The 21,594-nt window shown below is 58.7% G+C and carries 16 protein-coding genes and 2 pseudogenes; 12 read left to right on the forward strand and 6 right to left on the reverse strand.

Annotation, left to right across the window (positions count from 1 at the left end):
- Positions 1-90: 90 nt before the first annotated feature.
- Positions 91-1,581, reverse strand: a complete 1,491-nt coding sequence (locus AC3ISI_RS08500; RefSeq protein WP_489336386.1) for an aldehyde dehydrogenase family protein — start codon at positions 1,579-1,581, stop codon at positions 91-93.
- Between the two features lie 275 nt (positions 1,582-1,856).
- Here AC3ISI_RS08500 and AC3ISI_RS08505 point away from each other — a divergent pair, with 275 nt between their 5' ends.
- On the forward strand, positions 1,857-2,111 hold the full coding sequence (locus AC3ISI_RS08505) for a DUF1652 domain-containing protein (protein WP_489336387.1): 255 nt from the start codon (positions 1,857-1,859) through the stop codon (positions 2,109-2,111).
- 49 nt (positions 2,112-2,160) lie between these two features.
- Here the strand turns inward: AC3ISI_RS08505 and AC3ISI_RS08510 are convergent.
- A pseudogene (locus AC3ISI_RS08510) lies at positions 2,161-2,516 on the reverse strand (hypothetical protein).
- A 341-nt stretch (positions 2,517-2,857) separates the two neighbouring features.
- Here AC3ISI_RS08510 and peaA point away from each other — a divergent pair.
- The 4 genes from peaA to peaD all read left to right on the forward strand — a co-directional run bounded on the left by peaA (position 2,858) and on the right by peaD (position 7,418).
- Positions 2,858-4,438 carry a quinohemoprotein amine dehydrogenase subunit alpha gene (gene peaA, locus AC3ISI_RS08515; RefSeq protein ID WP_489336389.1) on the forward strand — a complete coding sequence of 527 codons (1,581 nt, stop codon included), beginning with the start codon at positions 2,858-2,860 and terminating at the stop codon, positions 4,436-4,438.
- Positions 4,439-4,519: 81 nt separating this feature from the next.
- Positions 4,520-5,950, forward strand: coding sequence for a quinohemoprotein amine dehydrogenase maturation protein (peaB, locus tag AC3ISI_RS08520; protein ID WP_489336390.1), 1,431 nt, complete (start codon positions 4,520-4,522; stop codon positions 5,948-5,950).
- A 1-nt stretch (position 5,951) separates the two neighbouring features.
- The gene (gene qhpC, locus AC3ISI_RS08525; protein ID WP_008145336.1) at positions 5,952-6,275 is read left to right on the forward strand and encodes a quinohemoprotein amine dehydrogenase subunit gamma; all 324 of its coding nucleotides are present in this window, start codon (positions 5,952-5,954) and stop codon (positions 6,273-6,275) included.
- 24 nt (positions 6,276-6,299) lie between these two features.
- Positions 6,300-7,418: a quinohemoprotein amine dehydrogenase subunit beta gene (peaD, locus tag AC3ISI_RS08530; protein WP_489336391.1), complete on the forward strand. Its 1,119-nt coding sequence runs from the start codon at positions 6,300-6,302 to the stop codon at positions 7,416-7,418.
- Between the two features lie 119 nt (positions 7,419-7,537).
- Here the strand turns inward: peaD and AC3ISI_RS08535 are convergent, their stop codons facing one another.
- Positions 7,538-7,939 (reverse strand): lysozyme inhibitor LprI family protein, encoded by a 402-nt coding sequence (locus AC3ISI_RS08535; RefSeq protein ID WP_489336392.1) that lies wholly within the window; start codon positions 7,937-7,939, stop codon positions 7,538-7,540.
- Between the two features lie 235 nt (positions 7,940-8,174).
- Here AC3ISI_RS08535 and AC3ISI_RS08540 point away from each other — a divergent pair, with 235 nt between their 5' ends.
- Complete coding sequence (locus AC3ISI_RS08540; protein WP_489336394.1) at positions 8,175-8,663, forward strand: SRPBCC family protein; 489 nt, start codon at positions 8,175-8,177, stop codon at positions 8,661-8,663.
- A 289-nt stretch (positions 8,664-8,952) separates the two neighbouring features.
- Here AC3ISI_RS08540 and inhA read toward each other — a convergent pair whose 3' ends face one another.
- Positions 8,953-9,630, reverse strand: a complete 678-nt coding sequence (gene inhA, locus AC3ISI_RS08545; RefSeq protein WP_489336395.1) for an isonitrile hydratase — start codon at positions 9,628-9,630, stop codon at positions 8,953-8,955.
- 90 nt (positions 9,631-9,720) lie between these two features.
- Between inhA and AC3ISI_RS08550 the strand changes: the two genes are divergently transcribed.
- Positions 9,721-10,704 carry a GlxA family transcriptional regulator gene (locus AC3ISI_RS08550; protein WP_489336396.1) on the forward strand — a complete coding sequence of 328 codons (984 nt, stop codon included), beginning with the start codon at positions 9,721-9,723 and terminating at the stop codon, positions 10,702-10,704.
- 144 nt (positions 10,705-10,848) lie between these two features.
- Here the strand turns inward: AC3ISI_RS08550 and AC3ISI_RS08555 are convergent, their stop codons facing one another.
- Positions 10,849-11,238 carry a hypothetical protein gene (locus AC3ISI_RS08555; RefSeq protein WP_489336397.1) on the reverse strand — a complete coding sequence of 130 codons (390 nt, stop codon included), beginning with the start codon at positions 11,236-11,238 and terminating at the stop codon, positions 10,849-10,851.
- Positions 11,239-11,583: 345 nt separating this feature from the next.
- Entirely contained in the window at positions 11,584-13,422 is a 1,839-nt protein-coding gene (locus tag AC3ISI_RS08560; protein WP_489336398.1) for a glycoside hydrolase family 15 protein, read from the reverse strand.
- A gap of 174 nt (positions 13,423-13,596) precedes the next feature.
- Between AC3ISI_RS08560 and AC3ISI_RS08565 the strand changes: the two are divergent.
- The 5 genes and pseudogenes from AC3ISI_RS08565 to AC3ISI_RS08585 all read left to right on the forward strand — a co-directional run.
- A pseudogene (locus tag AC3ISI_RS08565) lies at positions 13,597-13,713 on the forward strand (sigma factor-like helix-turn-helix DNA-binding protein); the annotation flags it as partial.
- Positions 13,714-14,155: 442 nt separating this feature from the next.
- Complete coding sequence (mgtA, locus tag AC3ISI_RS08570) at positions 14,156-16,858, forward strand: magnesium-translocating P-type ATPase (protein WP_489336399.1); 2,703 nt, start codon at positions 14,156-14,158, stop codon at positions 16,856-16,858.
- Between the two features lie 281 nt (positions 16,859-17,139).
- On the forward strand, positions 17,140-17,625 hold the full coding sequence (locus AC3ISI_RS08575) for a response regulator (RefSeq protein ID WP_489336401.1): 486 nt from the start codon (positions 17,140-17,142) through the stop codon (positions 17,623-17,625).
- A gap of 88 nt (positions 17,626-17,713) precedes the next feature.
- Positions 17,714-18,334, forward strand: coding sequence for a response regulator (locus tag AC3ISI_RS08580; RefSeq protein WP_489336402.1), 621 nt, complete (start codon positions 17,714-17,716; stop codon positions 18,332-18,334).
- A gap of 12 nt (positions 18,335-18,346) precedes the next feature.
- A complete protein-coding gene (locus tag AC3ISI_RS08585; protein ID WP_489336403.1) occupies positions 18,347-21,565 on the forward strand; it encodes a transporter substrate-binding domain-containing protein in 3,219 nt (1,072 codons plus the stop codon).
- Positions 21,566-21,594: the final 29 nt, after the last annotated feature.

Consider the following 21,594-nt stretch of genomic DNA (forward strand, 5'->3'; position numbering starts at 1 on the left):
AGGCTCACTCCCACAGTGGATCTGTGTCGATCACAAATCCCCCTGTAGGAGTGAGCTTGCTCGCGATGACGGCCTAAAGAGCGCCGATAATCACAGCTTGATCAACACCGACTTCAACTCGGTGTAATGCTCAATCGCCGCATACCCCATCTCCCGCCCAACCCCCGACATCTTGTACCCGCCAAACGGCAGCGCCGGGTCCAGGGCGCTGTGGCAGTTGACCCACACCGAGCCCGATTTGATCCGCGGAATCATCCGGTGCACCGCCGCCAGATCATTCGACCAGATGCTCGCCCCGAGCCCATAAGGGCTGTCATTGGCCATGCGCAACGCATCGGCTTCGTCATCGAACGGAATCGCCACCAGCACCGGGCCAAAAATCTCTTCCTGCACCAGCGAATGCTTCTGATCGACATCGACGATCACCGTCGGCTTGACGAAAAACCCCGGCCCGAATTGCTCGCCACCGCAGGCGATGGTCGCGCCGCTTTCCCGGCCCTTTTCGATGTACCCGAACACGCGCTCCTGCTGCCGCGCCGAGATCAATGGCCCCATTTCGACGCTTGGGTCCAGGCCGTTGCCGAGTTTCATGGCGTTGGCGATATCGCTGATGTCCGCCACCACGTTGTCGAAATGTTTGCGCTGCACATACAGCCGCGAACCAGCGCAGCACACCTGACCCTGATTGAAGAAAATCGCGCTGGCGGCACCGGCGGCGGCACTCGGCAGGTCGGCATCGGCCATGACGATGGTCGGTGATTTGCCGCCCAGCTCCAGGGTCACGCGGGTCATGGAGTCCATGGCGATCTTGCCGATCTGCTTGCCCACGGCGGTGGAGCCGGTGAAGGTCAGCTTGTCCACCAGCGGATTGTGCGTCAGGGCGGAACCTGCGGTGATGCCGGTGCCGGTGACCACGTTGAATACGCCCTCGGGGTAGCCGGCTTCCAGTACCAGCTCGGCGAGTTTCAGCGCGGTCAGTGGGGTTTCATCCGCCGGTTTGAGCACTACGGTGCAACCGGTGGCGAGGGCCGGGCCGAGTTTCCAGCAGGCCAGCAGCAGCGGGAAATTCCAGGCGACGATGGCGCCGACCACGCCCACCGCTTCACGCCGAATGAAGCTGTGGAATTGATCGTTGGGCATCAATGGCAACGACACCTCAACGCTGGAGCCTTCGATCTTGGTCGCCCAACCGGCCATGTAGCGCAGGAAATCGATGGCCAGTTGCACGTCCATGACTTGGGCGACGGCGGCGCTTTTGCCGTTGTTCAGGCATTCCAGTTGCGCCAGCAGCTCGGCATCGCGCTGCATCAGGTCTGCGAGTTTCCACAACAGATTCTGCCGTTCGCGCGGGCGGGTGCGGGTCCAGGCCGAATCGTCGAAGGCTTGACGCGCGGCCAGCACGGCGCGATCGACATCGTCGGGCGTGGCCCGTGGCACCACACACAATACTTCGCCGGTGGCCGGGTTGTGCAGGGGCATGGTCTGGCCGTCGGCGGCCTCGACCCAGTCGCCGCCGATCAGCATGCGCGGAGCACGCTGGATGAACGCGGAGGTGGCGGGAAGCAAATTAGGGAGCGACATGGCGAAGCCTCTTATTGTTCGTGAGAACAGGGCTTTCGCAATGGCTGTGCCAAGTCGCGGCAAGGTCAGGCGGGCCTTGGGTTAGTCGGGGATCGCCGGGCGCAGAAGGAGGGCTGCGGGGAGATTTTTTTCGCAAATTGCGACATCCGCTGAGACGACGAGCAACCCGGTTGCGACATTGAACCCCCTTGAGTTGAGGGCTAGAATTTTTTTGCTCGGTGGGTGAAACGACGGAACATTTACCCGGCCACACATCTCGCGCAAGGGAGGTTGTGATGAACCTTTCAACCCTGGAGATTCAAAGCATCATTGAGCAGAGTTTTCTGCCTTCGATATGCACCTGCAGCATGGCCCCGGATCAGTCAATGACGATTCGGGTTTGCGACTGCATGACCGGCAAAGTGGACCTTGTGGCGACCCACGTTCCCGTCTGGGGACTGGATACGGCGCATGCTATTGCGACGCTGGTGGCGCAGATGCAGCAAGAGATCAACGCACACAAAGGCGTCCATCCAACGTTTTTAAGTTGAACCAGCGTCAGCCGCACCACCGCGTGTGGTGCGGCCCGCGTTTAGGTGTTCATGAGGGGGTTTTTCGCGAAATCTCATCGAACGTGCTGCTATCAAGGGCCGCCAGTAACGTCCTGTCATCCTTGAGCGTGGCCAGAAAGGTCACTTCAGTCTCTTTGCCGGCCAACATGAACCCGGCAATCGCGCCGATGGGGCCCAGCAGCATGGCGCCCGCCACGCCGAACCCGATGGCATCCTTGAAGTTGTTGATCGACTCCTCGTTGGCGATTTCCACACGCTTGAACGCTGAGAGCGGGAGGCTAAGGCCGGGTCACGGGTGAAGCGGTGTCCTGAGGGAAAAAACGCCGTCCCTGTACTCACATCACCCTGCAGAAAGTCCCCCGCCAAGACAGTGATGCTTGCCATTTTTATCCCCTTGCTGGCAATCAGTGAACACCCATTTCGCGCTCGCATCCCCATGCCGTCAATCGTCGGGCGATGAGCTGTTTCTACTAGCATCTATGCTTGTCTCAGACTGCAACAGCTGTCGCGATATTAGACGCAGGCGATCTCGTCGAAAGCGGTTCGAGCGCCGATTTTTTCACGCAACTGATTGATATATAAGGATATCGGCAAGCTGGCACGCTCCGTGTATTGGTCATCGCAGACGTTTCTCTTGCCTCCGTCAGCGGTTCGCCGCCGGCGGCAGAAACCATAAAAACGATAAGCCACAACAATAAGAACGCACCGTGCGAGGTTCGACGTTGATGAAGAGAAAACTCCGATCAGGCTTGAGCGCCAGCCTGCTGGCCGTGGCCGCCTGTGCGGCGCTGCATTCGCCTTACAGCCTGGCAGCCCGCGACGCTCAGACCATCCTCAAGGAAACCTGTCAGGGCTGTCATACTCCCGAAGCCGATAACGGCCTCAGTCGCATCAGTCACCAGCGCAAGACCCCGGAAGGCTGGCTGATGAGCATCGCCCGGATGCAAACCATGCACGGTTTGCAAATCAGCGATGACGACCGTAGGACCTTGGTCAAGTACCTGGCGGACACCCAGGGCCTGGCACCGAGCGAGACCGATGGCGTGCGATATGCTTTGGAACGCCGGCTCAATACCGTCGAGAAGTTCGACGACCAGACCAGCCAGATGTGTGGCCGCTGCCACTCCGGTGCGCGGGTCGCTCTGCAACGGCGTCCGGCCCAGGAATGGGAACGTCTGGTGAACTTCCACCTCGGCCAATGGCCGTCCCTCGAATACCAGGCCCTGGCCCGGGACCGCGACTGGTTCGACATCGCTCGCAAAGAGATGGTGCCGCTGCTGGCCAAGCGTTATCCGCTGGATAACCCGGCCTGGAAAAAATGGCAAAGCGTAGCACCCAAATCCGCTGCGCTGGTGGGCGACTGGAGCTTCAGCGGCCACTTGCCGGGCAAGGGCGAACTGGCCGGCGTGATGACCGTCAGCGCTGACGGTAGCGACACTTTCAAGATCGCCGTGAAAGGCCAGTACGCCGACGGTGCTCCGTTCAACGGCGACGGCAGCGCGATTCTCTACACCGGCTACGAATGGCGCGGCAACGTGATCATCGACGGCGTGACCATGCGCCAGGTGTTCGCCGTTCAAGGCAATGCGATGCAGGGCCGCATGTTCGAGGCCGAGCATGATGAACGCGGGCTGGACTTCGTTGCCGCCAAGCAGGGTTCCAACCGTCTGCTGGCGGTGCAGCCAGGTTATCTGAAGGCCGGTAGCGAAACGGAGTTCACCCTGGTCGGCAGCGGCCTCAGCGGCAAACCGGACTTCGGCAAAGGCGTGGAAGTCGTCGAAATCGTCGAGCAGAGCCCGGAACGGATCAAGGTCAAACTCAAGGCTGCCGCCAACGCCCAACCGGGTCTGCGCAACGTCTCTGTCGGCTCGCTGAAAGGTCCGACCCTGTCGGTCTACAACTCAATCGCCGAAGTCAAAGTCGTGCCGGAGTTCTCGGTGGCGCGAATCGGCGAGGGCGGTGGTTCGACGCCGAAAGTCCAGGGCCGTTTCGACGCCGAAGCCTGGGGCAAGGGCGCTGACGGCAAGCCGTATCGCATCGGTGTGTTCCCGGCGCAGTGGAAGGTCGAAGCCTTCGATGATCGCGCCAAGGAAGATGAAGACGTCAAGTTCGCCGGCACCATGCAGGCCGACAGCGGCGTGTTCACACCGGGCGATGCCGGGCCGAACCCGCAACGCAAAATGTCCACCAACAATGCCGGCAACCTCAAGGTGATTGCCGCCGTCGACGATGCAGGGAAATCCCTGACCGGCGAAGGCCATATGATCGTCACCGTGCAACGCTGGAACAATCCACCCATTCCATGAGTTCGCTGATCCCTACGGCTTCAGACACTTTTTCGGAATGACCGCAGGCCCCGTCAAACGGGGTTTGCACAGGAGGTTGCAATGGGCGCTATTTTGAATCTGGTCGAACGGAACCTGCACGAAGTGCATGTCGACGCCGACCGCATGCTGTTTCACATTCCCAGCAGTTCGCTGTTCGCCAGCGATGAGCTGACCGGGACCATCATCGATACCCTGCGCGGTCCCGGCTGTTCGTCGGACGACCTGATCCAGCGCTTGTCCTCACGCTTCAACGGCGAGGAAATCACCGAGACCTTGCGTGAGTTGATGTCTCTGGAACTGGTCAGCGACGGCTCGCCACTGACCCCGGACATCGGCACCAAACGGGTCGAGCGCACCGCGATCAATACCATGGTGCTCAACGTCAACACCGGCTGCAATTTGAGCTGCACCTACTGCTACAAGGAAGACCTCGACAAACCGTCGGCGGGCAAGAAAATGGACGTCGAAACGGCGGTTGCGTCGGTGGAGATGCTGCTGCGCGAATCCCCGGACGAAGAGCGTTTCACCGTGGTGTTTTTCGGTGGCGAGCCGCTGAGCAACCGCAAGCTGATCGAGTACATGGTCGATTATTGCGAAAAGCGTTTCCGCGAAGCCGGCAAGTTCGTCGAGTTCGTCATGACCACCAATGCCACGCTGCTCACCGAAGAAACCGTGGACTACCTCAACGCCCACCGTTTTGGGCTCTCGGTCAGTATCGACGGGCCGAAAACCGTGCACGACCGCAACCGCATCACCGTAGGCGGGCAGGGCACTTATGATGTGGTGAGGCGCAAGGCCGAGATGCTGCTGTCGCGCTACAACAGCCGTCCTGTTGGCGCGCGGGTGACCTTGACCACTGGCGTCACCGACGTCGAAACCATCTGGGATCACCTGTTCAATGAACTGGGTTTTGCCGAAGTCGGGTTTGCCCCGGTGACCTCCGGTGATATCAGCACCTTCAACCTGTCCAGCGACGAGCTGATCGAAGTCTTCGCCAACATGAAGAAGCTCGGCCGCCGTTACCTGGAAGCAGCGCTGGAACACCGCAATATCGGTTTCTCCAACCTGCACCAGCTGATCACCGACATCCACGAAGGCCACAAAAAAGCCCTGCCGTGCGGCGCGGGCCTGAAGATGCTGGCGGTGGATCACAAGGGCGAGCTGAACCTGTGCCACCGCTTTACCGGTTCGAGTTTGCCGACCTTCGGCAACGTGCACAGCGGCGTCAAACAGGTGGAGTTGAACGACTTCCTGTCCCAGCGCCTCGACCGCACCAACACCGGTTGCGAGGACTGCCAGATCCGCAACCTGTGCTCCGGCGGCTGCTACCACGAGAGCTACGCCCGTTACGGCGACCCGACCCACCCGACCTATCACTACTGCGAACTGATGCGTGACTGGGTCGACTTTGGCATCGAGGTCTACACCCGGATCATGGCCCATAACCCTGCGTTTATCAGCAGCTACATCACTCCGCGCAAGGCTCACTGATATGAAACATCTCAAGGCAATCAATAACAAAGCGCTGAAACTGGACGAGGCCGCGGCCGAAAACCGTATCGAAGAAGTGGTGGCGATGAGCTCTGTTGCGGGCTGCGCCTCGACCACTGACCCGGGTTGGGAAATCGATGCGTTCGGCGGGGTGTCGTCGCTGTGCCAGCCGATGGAAGCCGACCTGTATGGCTGCTCCGACCCGTGCTGGTGGCCGGCCCAGGTGCCCGACATGATGAGCACCTACCCGGACTGGAACAAGGATGCCCAGGCGTCCAACGAAAACTGGCGCAACCTCGGCACTGTCTTCCCCAAAGACAAGTGATCAGATAATAAGAAGGATTCCAGCATGCACAGCATCAAAGCCTGCGGCCTGGCCGCATTCGCCGTCCTGAGCACTTGTTCGTTCACTGTTCTGGCCGATGAAAACACTGCACTGCAAGACGGTCACGAGTACATGGTGACCACCAATTACCCGAACAACCTGCATGTCATCGACCTGGCCACTGACACCCTGTTCAAGACCTGTAAGATGCCCGACGCCTTCGGCCCCGGCACCGTGCAACTGTCGCCGGATCGCAAGATTGCCTATGTGCTGAACAACCACTACGCCGATGTTTATGGCGTCGAACTGGACAACTGCAAGCAGGTATTCCACGCCAGCATCACCCAGAAGCCGGGGGAGAAAGCGCGGTCAATGTTTGCCTTCACCCTCAGCCACGACGGTAAGGAACTGTTTGCCATTGCCAACCCGACTTTGATGCTCAATGACCGCTACGAAGTGCAGCAGCCGCGGCTCGATGTGTACAAGACTGACGCCGGCATGGACGCCAAACCCGTGCGCAGTTTCCCGGCGCCGCGGCAACTGACCATCATGCAAAGCGGCGATGACGGCACGTTGTACGTGGCCGGGGCGGACGTCTACAAGGTCAATGTAAACACCGGCAAGTTCGACGTGCTGATCCCCAGCCGTCACTGGAAACGCCCGAACTACAGCGCGCCGGACGTGCTCTACGTGTGGAACCAGCAGACTTATCGCCATGATTTCTCGCTGCTCTACACCACCGCGAAATTCAAGGACAAGAAGCAGGACCCGTTGACCGCCGAATACCTCTACGGGTTGTTCAGCATCGACCTGAAAACCGGCAAGACCGAAACCACCGACTTCGGCCCCCTGACGGAAATCTACTTCAGCGGCATGCGCTCGCCAAAGGATCCGAACCTGATGTTCGGGGTGCTGAACCGCTTGGCCAAGTACGACATCAAGGAAAAGAAAATGCTCCAGTCGGCGACGCTGGATCATTCTTACTACTGCATTTCCTTCAACAAGGATGGCAGCAAGATCTACCTGGCCGGGACGTTTAACGACGTGGCGATTTTTGATGCCGACAGCTTGAAGCAGATCGGCAGCATCAAAATGCCGGGTGGGGATATGGCGATTACTACGGCGCAGGTGTTTGTCCGGTAATCGGTGTTACCTGATCGGACGCCTTCGCGGGCAAGCCCGCTCCTACACTGGAACTGTGAACGCAGGACCAATGTGGGAGCGAGCCTGCTCGCGATGAGGCCCTCCCAAACACCCCAATATCAAACCCCTGGCACCGGGCAACCCACATCCCCTTCCTGGCACTTCAGATAATTCCTGAACGTCTGAACCCGCGCCCTGGTCAAGTCAGTGGTGCACCTGCTGTAAATCAATGGATACACGCTGCCCCCTTCCACCCCCGAAGCCGAAAACGTGCACTCGGCATCCCGAAACGCAACCCACGCCCGTTGCGCCCCCACCAACAATTTCTTGCGATCGGGCTCGCCTTTCAGACGCGTGGTGATTTGCTGATACAACGCATTCAAGTCCTTGTCGGCCGCGGCATGCTGCTGCGCCGCGCACTGGTTCATCGTGACCTGGTCGCTGGCGTTTTCGCAGTCCGCGGCGACAGCCATTGAGGTAAACATCACAGGCGCCAGCGCCAGGAGAAAGCGTGAGTTCATGGAGGTAATTCGCTGTGACAAGGGGAAATTGGGGAGCAGTGTAGCGATTCGTCGACCGAGGGTGACCTGCGCTGTAGAGCGCTGCCAGTCAACTGTCTCGTCTGCAAAGCCGAACTTATGCGCGCAAATGCGGCCGAATATTGCGGGCATGGTTGATCGCGACAAGCGATTGGTACATTTTTAGGGTTGGTCTTGTGGTTGTTACTGACCTACTGTTCAGTACAGGAGGTGACTTATGAACCCAGCATCAGATCGCATCGAAAGGAAAATCCTGCTCAAGGCGAAGCGTTCACACGTCTGGCGCGTGCTGGCCAATGCCGAGGCGTTCGGGCAATGGTTTGGCGTGGCACTGGAAGGCAAGCGTTTCGTCGCCGGTGAGTGGACCCAGGGGCAGATCACCTATCCCGGGTATGAGCACTTGCTGTGGAATGTGCTGGTGGAGCGGGTCGAGCCGGAGCGATTGTTTTCGTTTCGCTGGCACCCTTACGCCATCAACCCGGAAGTCGACTACTCCCAGGAGCCGACCACGCTGGTGAAGTTCGAGCTCGAAGACATGGACAACGGCACGCTGCTCAAGGTGTCTGAATCCGGTTTCGACCACGTTCCCCAGGCGCGTCGCGAAAAAGCGTTTCGCATGGACAGCCGTGGTTGGGAAGAGCAGATGAACAACATCGAACAGTTTTTGATTGAAAGCGCCAAAGCTCACGAACGTGAGGGTGGTTGAGGTTACAGGTCGCTAAACTCGGGGCCTCCAGGCCGGATCCCTTAGGTGTCTAAGGGTTTACGGAAGGGTGCTTATAGCGAATGTCTTACACGCGGTGGTAGCTATGTCGTCTATTGCACATTGGATCCGACACGTAATCTAGCCCCATCAACTGAAGCACAGGAAGCGCTTCAGGATCACGGATGATCGACCATCAGCAAGGATTGGCTACCGACAGGGAGTCGACAATGGTCTTGGGAAAACCCGCTTCGGCGGGTTTTTTTTCGCCTGTCGAAAAGTCTGGCGGTGCTTAGAGTCTGGCCGCTGCCCGTTCGGTGATCTGCGTCCGTTGCTCAAGCGAGGCAGCTGCACGGCGATGTGCTTCGTCCAGAACACTTTGCGGCGCTGTTTCAGGGCTGCCCGACTGGAACGGTGGTGCCGGGGCATATTCCAGTTGCAACTGCACCAGTTGCGCCGTGTCTTTGTCGAACAGTTCAGCCGCCAGGGTCAGGGCAAAATCGATCCCTGCGGTAATCCCTCCACCGGTCAGCAGATTGCCATCGCGCACGACTCGGTCCTTCACCGGGATCGCGCCCAGTGGTTTGAGCAACTCGTGATAGGCCCAGTGGGTCGTCGCCCGTTTGCCCTTGAGCAACCCCGCGGCGCCGAGCACCAGCGCACCGGTGCACACCGAGGTGACATACCGCGCTTTGGCGGCTTGAGCCCTAATGAACGCCAGTGTTTGTTCATCCTCCATCAACGGCCCGACGCCACCGCCGCCGGGAATGCAGATCACATCCAGCGCCGGGCAATCATCGAACGTCATGGTCGGTTTCAGCATTAGCCCCGTGCTCGCGGTGACGGGCACCAGGTCTTTCCAGATCAAGTGCACCTTTACGTCTGGCAAAGAGGCCAATACGTCGTAAGGGCCTGTCAGGTCGAGTTGCTGAACCTGAGGAAACAACAGAAAACCGATCTGCAACGTCATGGCTTATTTCTCCTGAGGTGGGTGGACGTCTTCACTGTAGGCTCGTAGGATTTGGCGTATCCGCCAATCACCCCACGAATTACGCCAATCATGCCGAAAACCATTCACGTGCTCGCGTTTGCCAATGTGCAACTGCTCGACGTCACCGGGCCCTTGCAGGTGTTTGCTTCGGCCAACGATATTGCCCGCCAGAAAGGGCTGCCGCCGCCTTACGCGCCGTCGGTGATTGCCAGTGGTGGCGGGGCGGTGATGTCGTCGGCGGGGCTGGCGCTGTTGGCTGAAGCGTTACCCGAGGATGGCAGTGACACGCTGGTCATTGCCGGTGGCTGGGGCGTTTATGCGGCTGCAGAAGATCAGACGCTGGTGGCATGGGTGCGTGAACATGCAGCGGCTTGCCGGCGTGTGTCGTCAGTGTGTACCGGGGCTTTTTTGCTGGCGGCCAGTGGCTGGCTCGATGGCCGACGGGTGGTGACACACTGGACGCGTTGCGAGCAGCTAGCGCAGAAGTATCCTCTGCTGCAGGTCGAACCCAATCCAATCTTTATCAACGACGGGCCGGTCTGGACCTCGGCCGGGGTCACGGCTGGCATCGACCTCGCCCTGGCCATGGTCGAAGAGGACCTTGGCCGCAACATGGCGCTGGAAGTCGCCCAACAACTGGTGGTATTCCTCAAGCGTCCGGGTGGCCAGTCTCAGTTCAGCGTGACCTTGTCTTTGCAGAAGGAAGGTGAGCGTTTCGACGAACTTCATGCCTGGATCGGTGAAAATTTGACCAAAGATCTCGGCATTCCAACTCTGGCCTTGCAGGCGGGCATGAGCGAGCGCAGCTTCGTGCGCCACTACCGCGCGGACACCGGGCAAACCCCGGCGCGAGCCATTGAATTGATCCGGGTCGAAACGGCGCGACGGTTGCTCAGCGATACCGGCGTGCCGATCAAACGGGTGGCGGTGCAATGCGGTTTTGGCAGCGAAGAGACGCTTCGGCGCAGTTTTCTAAGGGCTATGGGGGTGACACCGCAGGCTTATCGCGAGCGGTTTTCTGTCGGTGTTGCAGTAGATCCAGTAGCGTTTTGAGGATCGTCTCGGGCTTCCTTGGGAATGTTATGACCGATACCTACCGGTATGCGCCGCTCATAAGGCCAATCAAAATGAGTGGGCGGAACAAACGGTTTCTTGATCAGGTCGTTGCCGGAGTCAATCGACCATGAGTGCTACTGCTTACGCTTCCACTTCCGCCACCTGATTAAAGTACTTCGACCGATCCGGCGTAAAGGTCACCATCATGCCGGTTCGGGAGCAGGCCAACGCCCGCTCTTCACCCAAATCAATATCCAGATCTTCCCCGCGCAAACCCTGCCACTGCGCCAGGTATTTGAGCGATCCGTATTTTTCGAGTTTCTTCAGGCTGCGACTGACGCCTCCCTTCCAGCCCAGCACAGGCAGTTCCCCGGCAAGGCTTCGTTTGGCGAGTTCGGGAAAGCGGTAGGTGCGTTGGCGGCCGATTTCCCAACATTTGATCAAGCCTTTGTCGGGGCCTTCCCATAATTCAGCGCGGTTCAGGCCTGACCGGAAGGGGGAGTCGATGCTGCGGTGGATGCGCTGGTTCATTCTGGTTCCTTGAATTCGGGTTTTATTGGACAGCTCCGCTGTGCCCGTTGACGTTGGATGTTAGGGGGGGATGTAACGACTGGCAACAAGGTATTTCGGGGCGTAGGAATGCACGATGCTGGGGGGTAGGGGGAATGCTTGTTTGGCTTTTGTAGGTTTCCAGGCAGCAGCACCCCATCAAGTCTCACTGGAGTGGGGCTGTTATGTTTTTTGGGAGGTGTTTAAGCCCTTTGTAGACAAAACTTTTTCCTACAAGTGGACGCGCAAAACGTGAAATTTCCGACGGGCTCTGTCGGTGAATGGTGTTGTGGCTGATGGCCTGCTCGCGATGGGGGCGCCATGGTCTCAAGGCTGCCAGAAACTCTTCTCCCCACTCAGTTTCCGATCCAGAAAACACGCCGCGCTGATCAACGCCAAATGCGTCAGCGCTTGCGGTGTGTTCCCAAGATGCCGCGCATGGCTGTCCAGCTCTTCGGCATACAAGCCCAACGGGTTGGCATACCTCAGCAACTGTTCAAACTCCAGATGAGCCTTTTCCACCTGACCGGCGCGGGCCAGGCATTCGACGTACCAGAATGAGCACGCGGCGAAGGCGCCTTCGGTGCCGTCGAGGCCGTCGATTCGGGTGTCTTCGTTGCGATAGCGGTAGACCATCCCGTCGCGCACCAGGGTTTTTTCGATGGCTTGGAGGGTGGCGAGCCAGCGGGGGTCTTTAGCACTGACGAAGCGCACCAGCGGCATCAGCAACATCGAGCCGTCTAGAGCGGTGCCACCGATGTGCTGGACGAAATGCCCGTGTTCTTCGTTCCAGAAGTTGTCCCAGATATCGGCATAAATGGCCTGGCGCATCTGGTCCCAGCGGGCGAACGGGGCGGGGAGTGAGCGTTTGGAGGCGAGGCGAATGGCCCGATCCAGTGCGACCCAGCACATCAGCCGTGAGTGCAGGAAGTGATGCTGCTCGCCGCGCATTTCCCAGATGCCAACGTCTTTCTGCTGCCAGGTTTCGCACACTTGATCGACCACTTCCACCGTGTGTTTCCAGCCTTCATGGGAGATGGCATCGCCATACTTGTTCACCAGGTAGATCGCATCCATCAGCTCACCGAAGATGTCGAGCTGGACCTGATCGTATGCGCCGTTGCCGACGCGCACCGGCTTGGCGCCGCCATGGCCCGACAGGTGTGGCAGTTCGACTTCCGGCAGCTGCTGGCGACCGTCCATGGCGTAGAGAATGTTGAGTTTCATCGATTTTCCATGGCTGTCACTGACCCGACCGCGCAACCAGCGCATGTAATCGTTGGCTTCCTGGACAAAGCCCAGGCGCATGAACGCATAAACGGTAAACGAAGCATCACGGATCCACGTGTAGCGATAATCCCAATTGCGTTCGCCGCCGGGTGTTTCCGGCAGGCCGAACGTGGCGGCGGCGAGAATGGCGCCGTGTTTACGCGAGGTCAGTAGCTTCAGGGCGAGGGCCGAGCGGTTGACCATTTCCCGCCAGCGACCGCGATAGTTGGACTGACCGATCCAGTCGCGCCAGAACTTTAAGGTGCGTTCCAGGCAAATGGCGGCGGCACCGTCCTTGAAGCGCGGGTCGTCGAGGCCACCCAGCAGGAGTTGTGCGCTCTGATCCTGTTTGAGGGTGAATTCGGCGACTGCAGCATTGCCATCAATCCGCAAAACCTGATCCGATGACAGGCGCATGGGCAGCTGGTCGGCGGCCACGAACGTGACGTCTTTTTTATCCATTTGTGCGCAAGTCTTGGCGCGAGCGTAGTCATGACGCACGGCGCAGCGCATGTGAAACGTCGCTTCACCGCTGACCACGCGAACCCTTCGCATCAATAGCGGCAGATCGTCCTCACTGTCGCCGATAGGCAAAAGATCGGTGACCTCGACCACCGCGCGCTCACTGAGCCAGCGGGTTTGCAGCACGTTGGTGTCCGGCAGGTAAATTTGCTCACGACGGGCGTCGGGCATGTCCGGCGACAACTGGAAAATACCGGCCTCAGGCGTATCCAGCAGCGAACAGAAAATTGAAGGGCTGTCGAATTCCGGCCAGCAGAAAAAGTCCACGCTGCCCTTGTCATTGACCAGTGCCGCGCTGCGCATATCGCCGATGATGCCGTGGGCGTCGATGGCGCTTTGTCGTTCGGGATGGAGCGGGTCGAGGGCGATCTGCATGAAAGTTAGCGCATAGTGGTGAGGGCCTAACTAGCTGACTGGTTTGAGTGGCCTGGAGTTCATTTGCCGGAATAAAGGCGGCCAGACATTCAACACAAATATTCCAGCCAAAAAACCCCCGCCTCTCACGACACGGGCATTTTTAATTTCAGCATCGAACAGCCCCGGGCGTTTCTTTCGCCCCCACAGATCGCCGAACGCTTGGGTATTTCGCGGGCCCTGGTAGAAAAGCACATCGTCAATGCGATGAAGCACTGCCGGGGGCGGATGCACCAGTGGGACGCTCATTGATCCTTTTCCTTTGAATTTTATTTCACAGTCCTGGCTCGCAATGAGGCCCTGAAGAACAGCGCCAATGGCGCAAGCTGAACCCTTCCTGAAGAACCCCGCGATTCCCCCACCGCACGCCGTTCCTTCGTTTACTCTGCATAAATCGCGGCGTAAGCATCGCGCGTTTTCATCAATAGCGGAGACCCACAGTGGGTACTTGTTCGAGTGACAGTAGTCGGCCGGTTTCAGTAACCGGCACCTTCTCGGCAAGATAACGCGCAGCTTTATTGTGCCGTTGTCTCGCCGTACAGCGAGCAGCGGCCTCCCGGTCGAGCCAGTCCTGGCGCGATCCCGATGTCCTCTCATCGACACACTTTCGTGTGATGGCACCTGCCTGGTTGTCATCGCAGCGACTCGACACGCCTGCTCGACGGTTTCCCGGCTGACCCTGGGGGGCAACGCCATGAACCTGACCCTGCTCAAGGAATTCTTCGCCGGATTCCTGCGCACCCGCCACATCGCCCGGCACTTCCGTCGCCTGGCGCTGCTGGAAACCTTCACCGACACCACGGTCAGCCGTGAAGTACCGCCGACGCTGGCGCAAACCCTGGTGGGTGCCGCCAACAGCGACACCGGTCAACTGCTGGACAAACTCGGCACCCACACCGATGGCCTGAGCGAAGAAGAAGCCGACGCCCTGCGCGAGCGCTTTGGCCTCAACGAGGTCGAGCATGAACAGCCACTGCCCTGGTGGACCCACCTGTGGCACTGCTACAAAAACCCGTTCAACCTGCTGCTGACGTTACTCGCGGTCATCTCCTGGCTGACTGAGGACATGAAAGCCGCCATCGTGATTTTCTCCATGGTGGTGCTCTCGACGTTGCTGCGGTTCTGGCAGGAGACCAAATCCAACCAGGCCGCCGACGCGCTGAAGGCGATGGTGAGCAACACCGCGACAGTCCTGCGCCGCGACGCACTGCGCACCGAGTTGCCGATCAAGCTCTTGGTGCCGGGCGACCTGATTGTGTTGTCGGCCGGCGACATGATTCCCGCTGATTGCCGGGTACTGAATGCCAAAGACCTGTTCGTTAGCCAGGCAGCAATGACCGGCGAATCGATGCCGGTGGAAAAATTTCCGCGCCAGCAAGACAACGACACCCACAACCCGCTGGACCTCGACAATATCCTGTTCATGGGGACCAACGTGGTCTCCGGCACAGCGATGGCGGTGATTCTCGCCACGGGCAACGACACTTATTTCGGTGCCCTGGCGCAACGGGTCGGAGCCACAGATCGTGCGCCGACGTCGTTTCAGACCGGGGTCAACAAAGTCAGCTGGCTGCTGATCCGCTTCATGTTCGTGATGGCGCCGCTGGTGCTGTTCATCAACGGTTTCACCAAAGGCGACTGGACCCAGGCGCTGCTGTTCGCGTTGTCGATTGCCGTGGGCCTGACCCCGGAAATGCTGCCCATGATCGTCACCTCGACCCTGGCCAAAGGCGCGGTGTTCTTGTCGCGTAAAAAAGTCATCGTCAAACGCCTGGATGCAATCCAGAACTTCGGTGCCATGGACGTGCTGTGCACCGACAAGACCGGCACCCTGACCCAGGACAAAATCTTCCTGGCCCGCAACGTCGACGTCTGGGGCAACGACTCCGACGACGTGTTGGAAATGGCCTACCTCAACAGCTATTACCAGACAGGTCTGAAAAACCTGCTGGACGTGGCCGTGCTGGAACACGTGGAAATCCACCGTGAACTCAAGGTCGGCACAGCGTTTCGCAAGATCGACGAGATCCCGTTCGATTTCACCCGCCGGCGCATGTCGGTGGTGGTCGCCGAGCGCGAGCATGCTCATCTGCTGATCTGCAAAGGCGCGGTGGAAGAAGTGCTGGCAGTGTGCACACGGGTGCGTCACGGCGTGGTGGATGAAGCGCTGAGCGATGAACTGCTGGCACGGATTCGCCAAGTAACAGCGACGTTCAATGCCGAAGGTCTGCGAGTCGTCGCGGTGGCTGCGCGGCCGATGATAGAAGGGCGCGACACGTACAGCCTGGCCGATGAACAGGAACTGACGCTGATCGGTTACGTGGCGTTCCTCGACCCACCCAAGGAAAGCACCGCGCCGGCCCTCAAAGCACTGGCGGCTCATGGCGTAGCGGTGAAAGTGCTGACCGGCGACAACGAACTGGTCACCGCGAAAATCTGCCGCGAAGTCGGTCTGGAGCAGCAGGGCCTGCTGATGGGCAACGACATCGAGCGCATGAGCGACGCCCAGCTGGCCGTGGCGGTGGAGACCACCAACGTCTTCGCCAAACTCACGCCGTCGCACAAGGAGCGCATCGTGCGCTTGCTCAAGGGCAACGGCCACGTGGTCGGGTTCATGGGCGACGGCATCAACGACGCCCCGGCACTGCGCACCGCCGACATCGGTATTTCGGTGGACAGCGCCGTCGACATCGCCAAGGAAGCGGCCGACATTATCTTATTGGAAAAAAGCCTGATGGTGCTGGAGGAGGGCGTGCTCGAAGGGCGCCGTACCTTCGCCAACATGCTCAAGTACATCAAGATGACCGCCAGTTCGAACTTCGGCAACGTGTTCTCGGTGCTGGTGGCCAGCGCATTCATCCCGTTCCTGCCGATGCTGCCGATGCACCTGCTGGTGCAGAACCTGCTCTACGATATTTCGCAGATCGCCATCCCGTTCGATAACGTCGACGAAGAAATGCTCAAGCAACCACAGCGCTGGCAACCTGCGGATGTCGGGCGCTTCATGCTGTTCTTCGGCCCGATCAGCTCGATCTTCGACATCACCACGTTTGCACTGATGTGGTTCGTGTTCGACGCCAATACTCCGGACCACCAGACGTTGTTCCAGTCCGGCTGGTTCGTGGTCGGGCTGCTGACCCAGACGCTGATCGTGCACATGATCCGCACCCCGAAAATCCCGTTCCTGCAAAGCCGCGCGGCGATGCCGTTGATGGTCATGACCGGGATTATCATGGCCGTGGGCATTTTTCTGCCAATGGGGCCGCTGGCGCACTACTTCAAACTGCAGGCGCTACCATCGTTGTACTTTGTGTTTCTGCCGGTGATTTTGCTGGCGTACATGGCGTTGACGCAGGCGGTGAAGGGGTTCTACATCCGCCGGTTTGGCTGGCAGTAAATCGTCCGGTTGCAATTCCCTTTTGGTGGAAAGGGAACTTGCAACAAAAAAACGCCGCGTCATGTCATTCCCATCATGCCGCTTAGCGTTTTAGGTAGGCGAGACCCATGAGTGGCGAGGGTTTTTTGCGCTGGCTGCAAACGCGCGACGAATCACAGATCCAGCCTTGAACCCTCGTTGAAATCAGAAAGGAAGACCGAATAATCAGGAAAAGTCCTACATAAACCGGTATCAGGCTTCCGTAGTCTTGCGCACCACATCGATACCCAGCGGACCTCACTTTGACGACCAAAGCATTACGAATCCTGATTGCCGACGAGCAACACTTTCACCGGATGAAGGTCGAGCGCCTGTTCAACCATTTGGGCTACTACCGGGTGGCACCGGTTAAAAGCCTTGAAGAATTATTGTCCTTGGTCGAATACGGTTGCGAACCGTTTGACCTGGTAGTCATCAATGCCTCTCTAGCGGTTGGATTACTGGACCTGCGCGGGTTCTTCCTCGATAGCTGCCAGGTGCGTCATGCCCTGATTTTCAACGACCCGACTGTCCAGTTGGCGACGATGCCTTTCTGCCTAAAACAGTCGATTCAGGTGAGTCCTGTGGCGCTTCCTGATCTGATGTGCGTTAAGCGCCTGATGTCGAACGTCGATTCGTACGCAACATCGCCAGACGGCGCGATACCGGCAAATGGCGAGTTGAACCGAGGTGACCGCTCGTCTGAACTGTCATTTTTGACAGGTGGTTTTCATCTCCTCGCCATGTAAGAGTTTTCGCGCAGATGCTGCGTGCATTCCGGAGATTTCCGGCGGGCATTCGTGGCCTCATCGTCGATTTTTTGCACAGGGAGTTGCCATGAAGTCAGTGCTGATTGTGGACGATCATCCGGTGGTTCGCGCCGCAGTCAAACTGGTACTTGAGCGGGAAGGTTTCAAACGGATTCATGAATCCTCCTGTGTTGGTGAGGCATCGGTGATACTCCGTGAGCACAAAGTCAATCTGGTGATTCTGGACCTGGTGATGCCCGGCGGTAACGGGCTGGACGTTCTGGAGCGAATCAAAGCCAGCAGATTGTCGTGTGTAGTGCTGGTATTCACTTCACTTGACCCGCTGTTTTTCCAGGAACGTTGCATGCGCGCCGGGGCCTTGGCCTATGTCGCCAAGACCAACGACCTCAGTCAATTGCACAAGGCCATACACGCGTTGATGGCCGGGTACACCTATTTCGCGCAGCTGCCCAGTGCATCAATGGACGCGCTGCAGCAAAGCGAAAAACAAATGATCGATAAACTCTCCAACCGCGAGCTGACCATCCTCCAGTACCTGGCCCGGGGGACCTCAAACAAAGCCATCGCCGAAGCGATGTACCTGAGCCACAAGACGGTCAGCACCTACAAGACCCGTTTGATCGAAAAGCTCGGCGTGAAGGCGTCAGTGCATTTACGCGATTTCGCCAGACGCAATCACTTGATCTGAGGGCGCCTGTACATGCGTATTTTGTTGTGCGTCTTGATGCTATGCCTTGTGCCGCTGACGTGGGCCGCCCAGGATGGCGCGCCAAAGTCTTTGCAGCTGCTGGGGCGTTCCACGGTGGAGGGTTATGAAGTCCAATTGGATGAGAAGGACCGGCAATGGCTGCGCAGCAAGCGTGTCCTTCGCCTTGGAGTGAGCGGGCCAGACTACCCACCCTTTGAAGTCACGCGCAATCACGATGAGCTGGAAGGTATCACCGCCGATTACGCCCAATTGATTGCGCAACTGTTGGACATTCCGATTCAAGTTCAGCGTTATGGCACGCGGGAAGCGGCCATGGAGGCGCTGAAATTCGATGCACTTGATCTACTCGGGACCTCGAACAATTTCGAGGCGTCCGACCCCGAGTTGATCCTGTCCAGCTCCTATGCAGAAGATCAGCCGATGCTGGTCACCAGACTGGGCGAGCGCATGCCCGAGGATCTGGCGGGTAAACGCATTGCTATGGTCAATGACTATCTGCCGGCGCAGACCGTCCAGGCTTTTTATCCCGAGGCCAGCCTGCAACGGTATCCATCAGCGCTTGATGCGCTCGGGGCGGTGGCGTATGGGCAAGATGACCTGTATCTGGGGGACCTCATCAGCGCCAGTTACCTGATCAACAATAACTACCTCAATGACATTCAGCTGATGGGGCCATCCGGGCTCGACGCCAACCCGTTCGGCTTTGCCATGGCCAAGGACAACCTGCCTCTAAAGGACATCATCGACAAGACGTTGGCGGCGATCCCTATGGATCAACGGGCGGCTATCGATCAGCGCTGGAGCGCCGGCAGGGTCAACAGGTTGAGTCAGGCGCGAGTCAATTTGAGCGCCAGTGAACAGTACTGGCTGGACCGTCACCCACAGGTGAATGTCGGGGTAGTGGAGAACTTTGCGCCGCTGTCATTCTTTAATGCCGAGGGGCAATTCAGCGGGCTGACCGCGCAATTGCTGACGCTGATCAGCCAACGCAGCGGGTTGAACTTCAACGTGCTACGGGGGCGGTCCATTGATCAACAGATTCAGCGACTCAAGGCTGGCGAGATCGACGTCATACCCGCCATCATTCCGACCACCGAAGGTATCTCGGATCTGCACTTTACCAGCCCCTATGTGACTTATCCGTACACGCTGGTCAGTGTAAACGCGCCCGATAGCCCTAAGACGCTGGATGACTTGGCCGGTAAACGGTTGGCGATTTATCACAATCACCCGGTACGCGCATTTATTCAGGCGCGGGTGCCGGGCGTGCGCATGGTGGATGTTGAAAACCCGGCGCAAGGTCTGGAGTTGGTCATGAACGGACAGGCCGACGCGGCAGTCAGTTCGTTGTTCATGACCCGTTACCTGATTGCCCGCTATTACCAGGGACGTTTACGGATCAGCAGCACGGTAGGTGAAGAACCGGCGCGCATCGCCATGGCTATGAACGGCGGTGATCTGGAATTGCAATCGATCTTGAACAAGGCGTTGTTGAGCATCTCGCCCGAAGAAATGGACGGCCTGATCGCCCGCTGGGGCAATGATGTGGTGGTGGATGACAGCTATTGGTTGCGTCATCGCCCAGCCATCTTGCAGGCGTTTGCCGCCGCCGCCGCATTGCTCTTGCTGGCTTTGGGCTGGATCGCCTGGCAGCGCCGACAGATCCGCCAACGTCAACGCTGGTTGCAACAATTGCAGGACGCCAAGGACGCCGCCGACGACGCCAATCGCGCGAAAACCACGTTTCTGGCGACCATGAGTCATGAAATCCGTACGCCGATGAATGCCCTGATCGGCATGCTCGAATTGGCCGGGTTGCGGGCGAAAGAGGGCATCGCCGATCGTTGTGCCCTGGAGGTCGCGTCCACTGCCGCGCAACAGTTACTGGAATTGATCGGCGACATCCTGGACATTGCCCGCATCGAATCCGGCCATTTGTCCCTGACGCCTGAGCGTGTCAATTTGCATGCGCTGGTGGCATCGGTGTGCCGGGTGTTCGAAGGCCTGGCTCGGGAGAAAGACCTCGCCTGGCGAGTTGACCTGGACGCGCGCAGTGATCGTGACGTGTTGATCGACCCAACGCGTTTCAAGCAGGTGCTGTCCAATCTGCTGAGCAATGCGATCAAGTTTACCCATGCCGGTGAGGTGAGCCTCAGACTACGGGTGGTGCCGGGGAATTCAGGTCATCTGGCGGTAAACGTACATATCGAAGACAGTGGTATAGGCATCAGCGCGGATGATCAGCAGCGCTTGTTCAGCCCGTTCGTCCAGGCCGGAAACAGCCCACAGTCGGGGCGCAAGGGTTCCGGTCTGGGGCTGGTAATCAGTCGCACCCTGTGCGAAATGATGGGAGGGCGGCTGGTGCTCGGCAGTCTTCTTGGGAAGGGTACTCAGGCCGACATCAGTCTGTCGCTGGTGGCATTGAAAGCCTTGCCCCCTTGTGACACGGTGGGCGGTGGATTAGCGCTATACACCCGACCGCTGACAATTTTGGTGGTCGATGACTACCCGGCAAATCGCTTGTTGCTGAACCTTCAGCTGAGCTATCTGGGGCACCGTGTCATAGAGGCCGAGGATGGCGAGCAAGGGTTTGAACAATGGCGCATGCATGAGTTCGATATCGTCATCAGCGACTGCAATATGCCTGGGCTCAGCGGTTATGAATTAGCGAGCGCGATTCGTGATGAAGAGCGCGCCTATGGATTGCCGCCCACCCTGATTCTGGGGTTTACCGCCAATGCGCAGCCTGAGGAAAAGATTCGATGCCTGGAAGCAGGCATGGACGACTGTTTGTTCAAGCCCATCCTGCTGGCGGATTTGAGCGTATGGCTGGCAGCACGATTTTCCAGTGAGCCGCCGATCCCGGTCGACGCTCGAGCCGCCCGAGAGATGGACTTGTCCGGCCTGGAGCTTTACGTCGGTGAAGACCGCACGCTGATCAATCAATTGTTGCGCGAATTGGCCGAGACCAACCGCGATGACCGTATTCATTTGCTGCAAGCGCACGTTGGCGATAATCGTCCGCTTCTTCAGGAACTGGCGCACCGCATCAAGGGCAGTGCGCGGGTGGTCCGCGCAGCACGTTTGATTGAGTGTTGCGAGGATCTGGAGCGAGCCTGCGCCGAGGGGCGCACGGCACTCATCGATGAAGCCGTTGATCAATTGCAGCGCGCCATGAAAAGTCTCGGGCAGCACCTCAAACGTGACTAATGCTTAATCCCGGTGCGATGCGGTGCCTT

Source organism: Pseudomonas sp. GL_139_B (genome assembly GCF_057834475.1).

What these genes read in the sequence shown, in the direction of transcription:
- AC3ISI_RS08500 (WP_489336386.1), bottom strand. Translation starts at nt 1,581, where the DNA reads ATGTCGCTCCCTAATTTGCTTCCCGCCACCTCCGCGTTCATCCAGCGT.
- AC3ISI_RS08505 (WP_489336387.1), top strand. Translation starts at nt 1,857, where the DNA reads ATGAACCTTTCAACCCTGGAGATTCAAAGCATCATTGAGCAGAGTTTT.
- peaA (WP_489336389.1), top strand. Translation starts at nt 2,858, where the DNA reads ATGAAGAGAAAACTCCGATCAGGCTTGAGCGCCAGCCTGCTGGCCGTG.
- peaB (WP_489336390.1), top strand. Translation starts at nt 4,520, where the DNA reads ATGGGCGCTATTTTGAATCTGGTCGAACGGAACCTGCACGAAGTGCAT.
- qhpC (WP_008145336.1), top strand. Translation starts at nt 5,952, where the DNA reads ATGAAACATCTCAAGGCAATCAATAACAAAGCGCTGAAACTGGACGAG.
- peaD (WP_489336391.1), top strand. Translation starts at nt 6,300, where the DNA reads ATGCACAGCATCAAAGCCTGCGGCCTGGCCGCATTCGCCGTCCTGAGC.
- AC3ISI_RS08535 (WP_489336392.1), bottom strand. Translation starts at nt 7,939, where the DNA reads ATGAACTCACGCTTTCTCCTGGCGCTGGCGCCTGTGATGTTTACCTCA.
- AC3ISI_RS08540 (WP_489336394.1), top strand. Translation starts at nt 8,175, where the DNA reads ATGAACCCAGCATCAGATCGCATCGAAAGGAAAATCCTGCTCAAGGCG.
- inhA (WP_489336395.1), bottom strand. Translation starts at nt 9,630, where the DNA reads ATGACGTTGCAGATCGGTTTTCTGTTGTTTCCTCAGGTTCAGCAACTC.
- AC3ISI_RS08550 (WP_489336396.1), top strand. Translation starts at nt 9,721, where the DNA reads ATGCCGAAAACCATTCACGTGCTCGCGTTTGCCAATGTGCAACTGCTC.
- AC3ISI_RS08555 (WP_489336397.1), bottom strand. Translation starts at nt 11,238, where the DNA reads ATGAACCAGCGCATCCACCGCAGCATCGACTCCCCCTTCCGGTCAGGC.
- AC3ISI_RS08560 (WP_489336398.1), bottom strand. Translation starts at nt 13,422, where the DNA reads ATGCAGATCGCCCTCGACCCGCTCCATCCCGAACGACAAAGCGCCATC.
- mgtA (WP_489336399.1), top strand. Translation starts at nt 14,156, where the DNA reads ATGAACCTGACCCTGCTCAAGGAATTCTTCGCCGGATTCCTGCGCACC.
- AC3ISI_RS08580 (WP_489336402.1), top strand. Translation starts at nt 17,714, where the DNA reads ATGAAGTCAGTGCTGATTGTGGACGATCATCCGGTGGTTCGCGCCGCA.
- AC3ISI_RS08585 (WP_489336403.1), top strand. Translation starts at nt 18,347, where the DNA reads ATGCGTATTTTGTTGTGCGTCTTGATGCTATGCCTTGTGCCGCTGACG.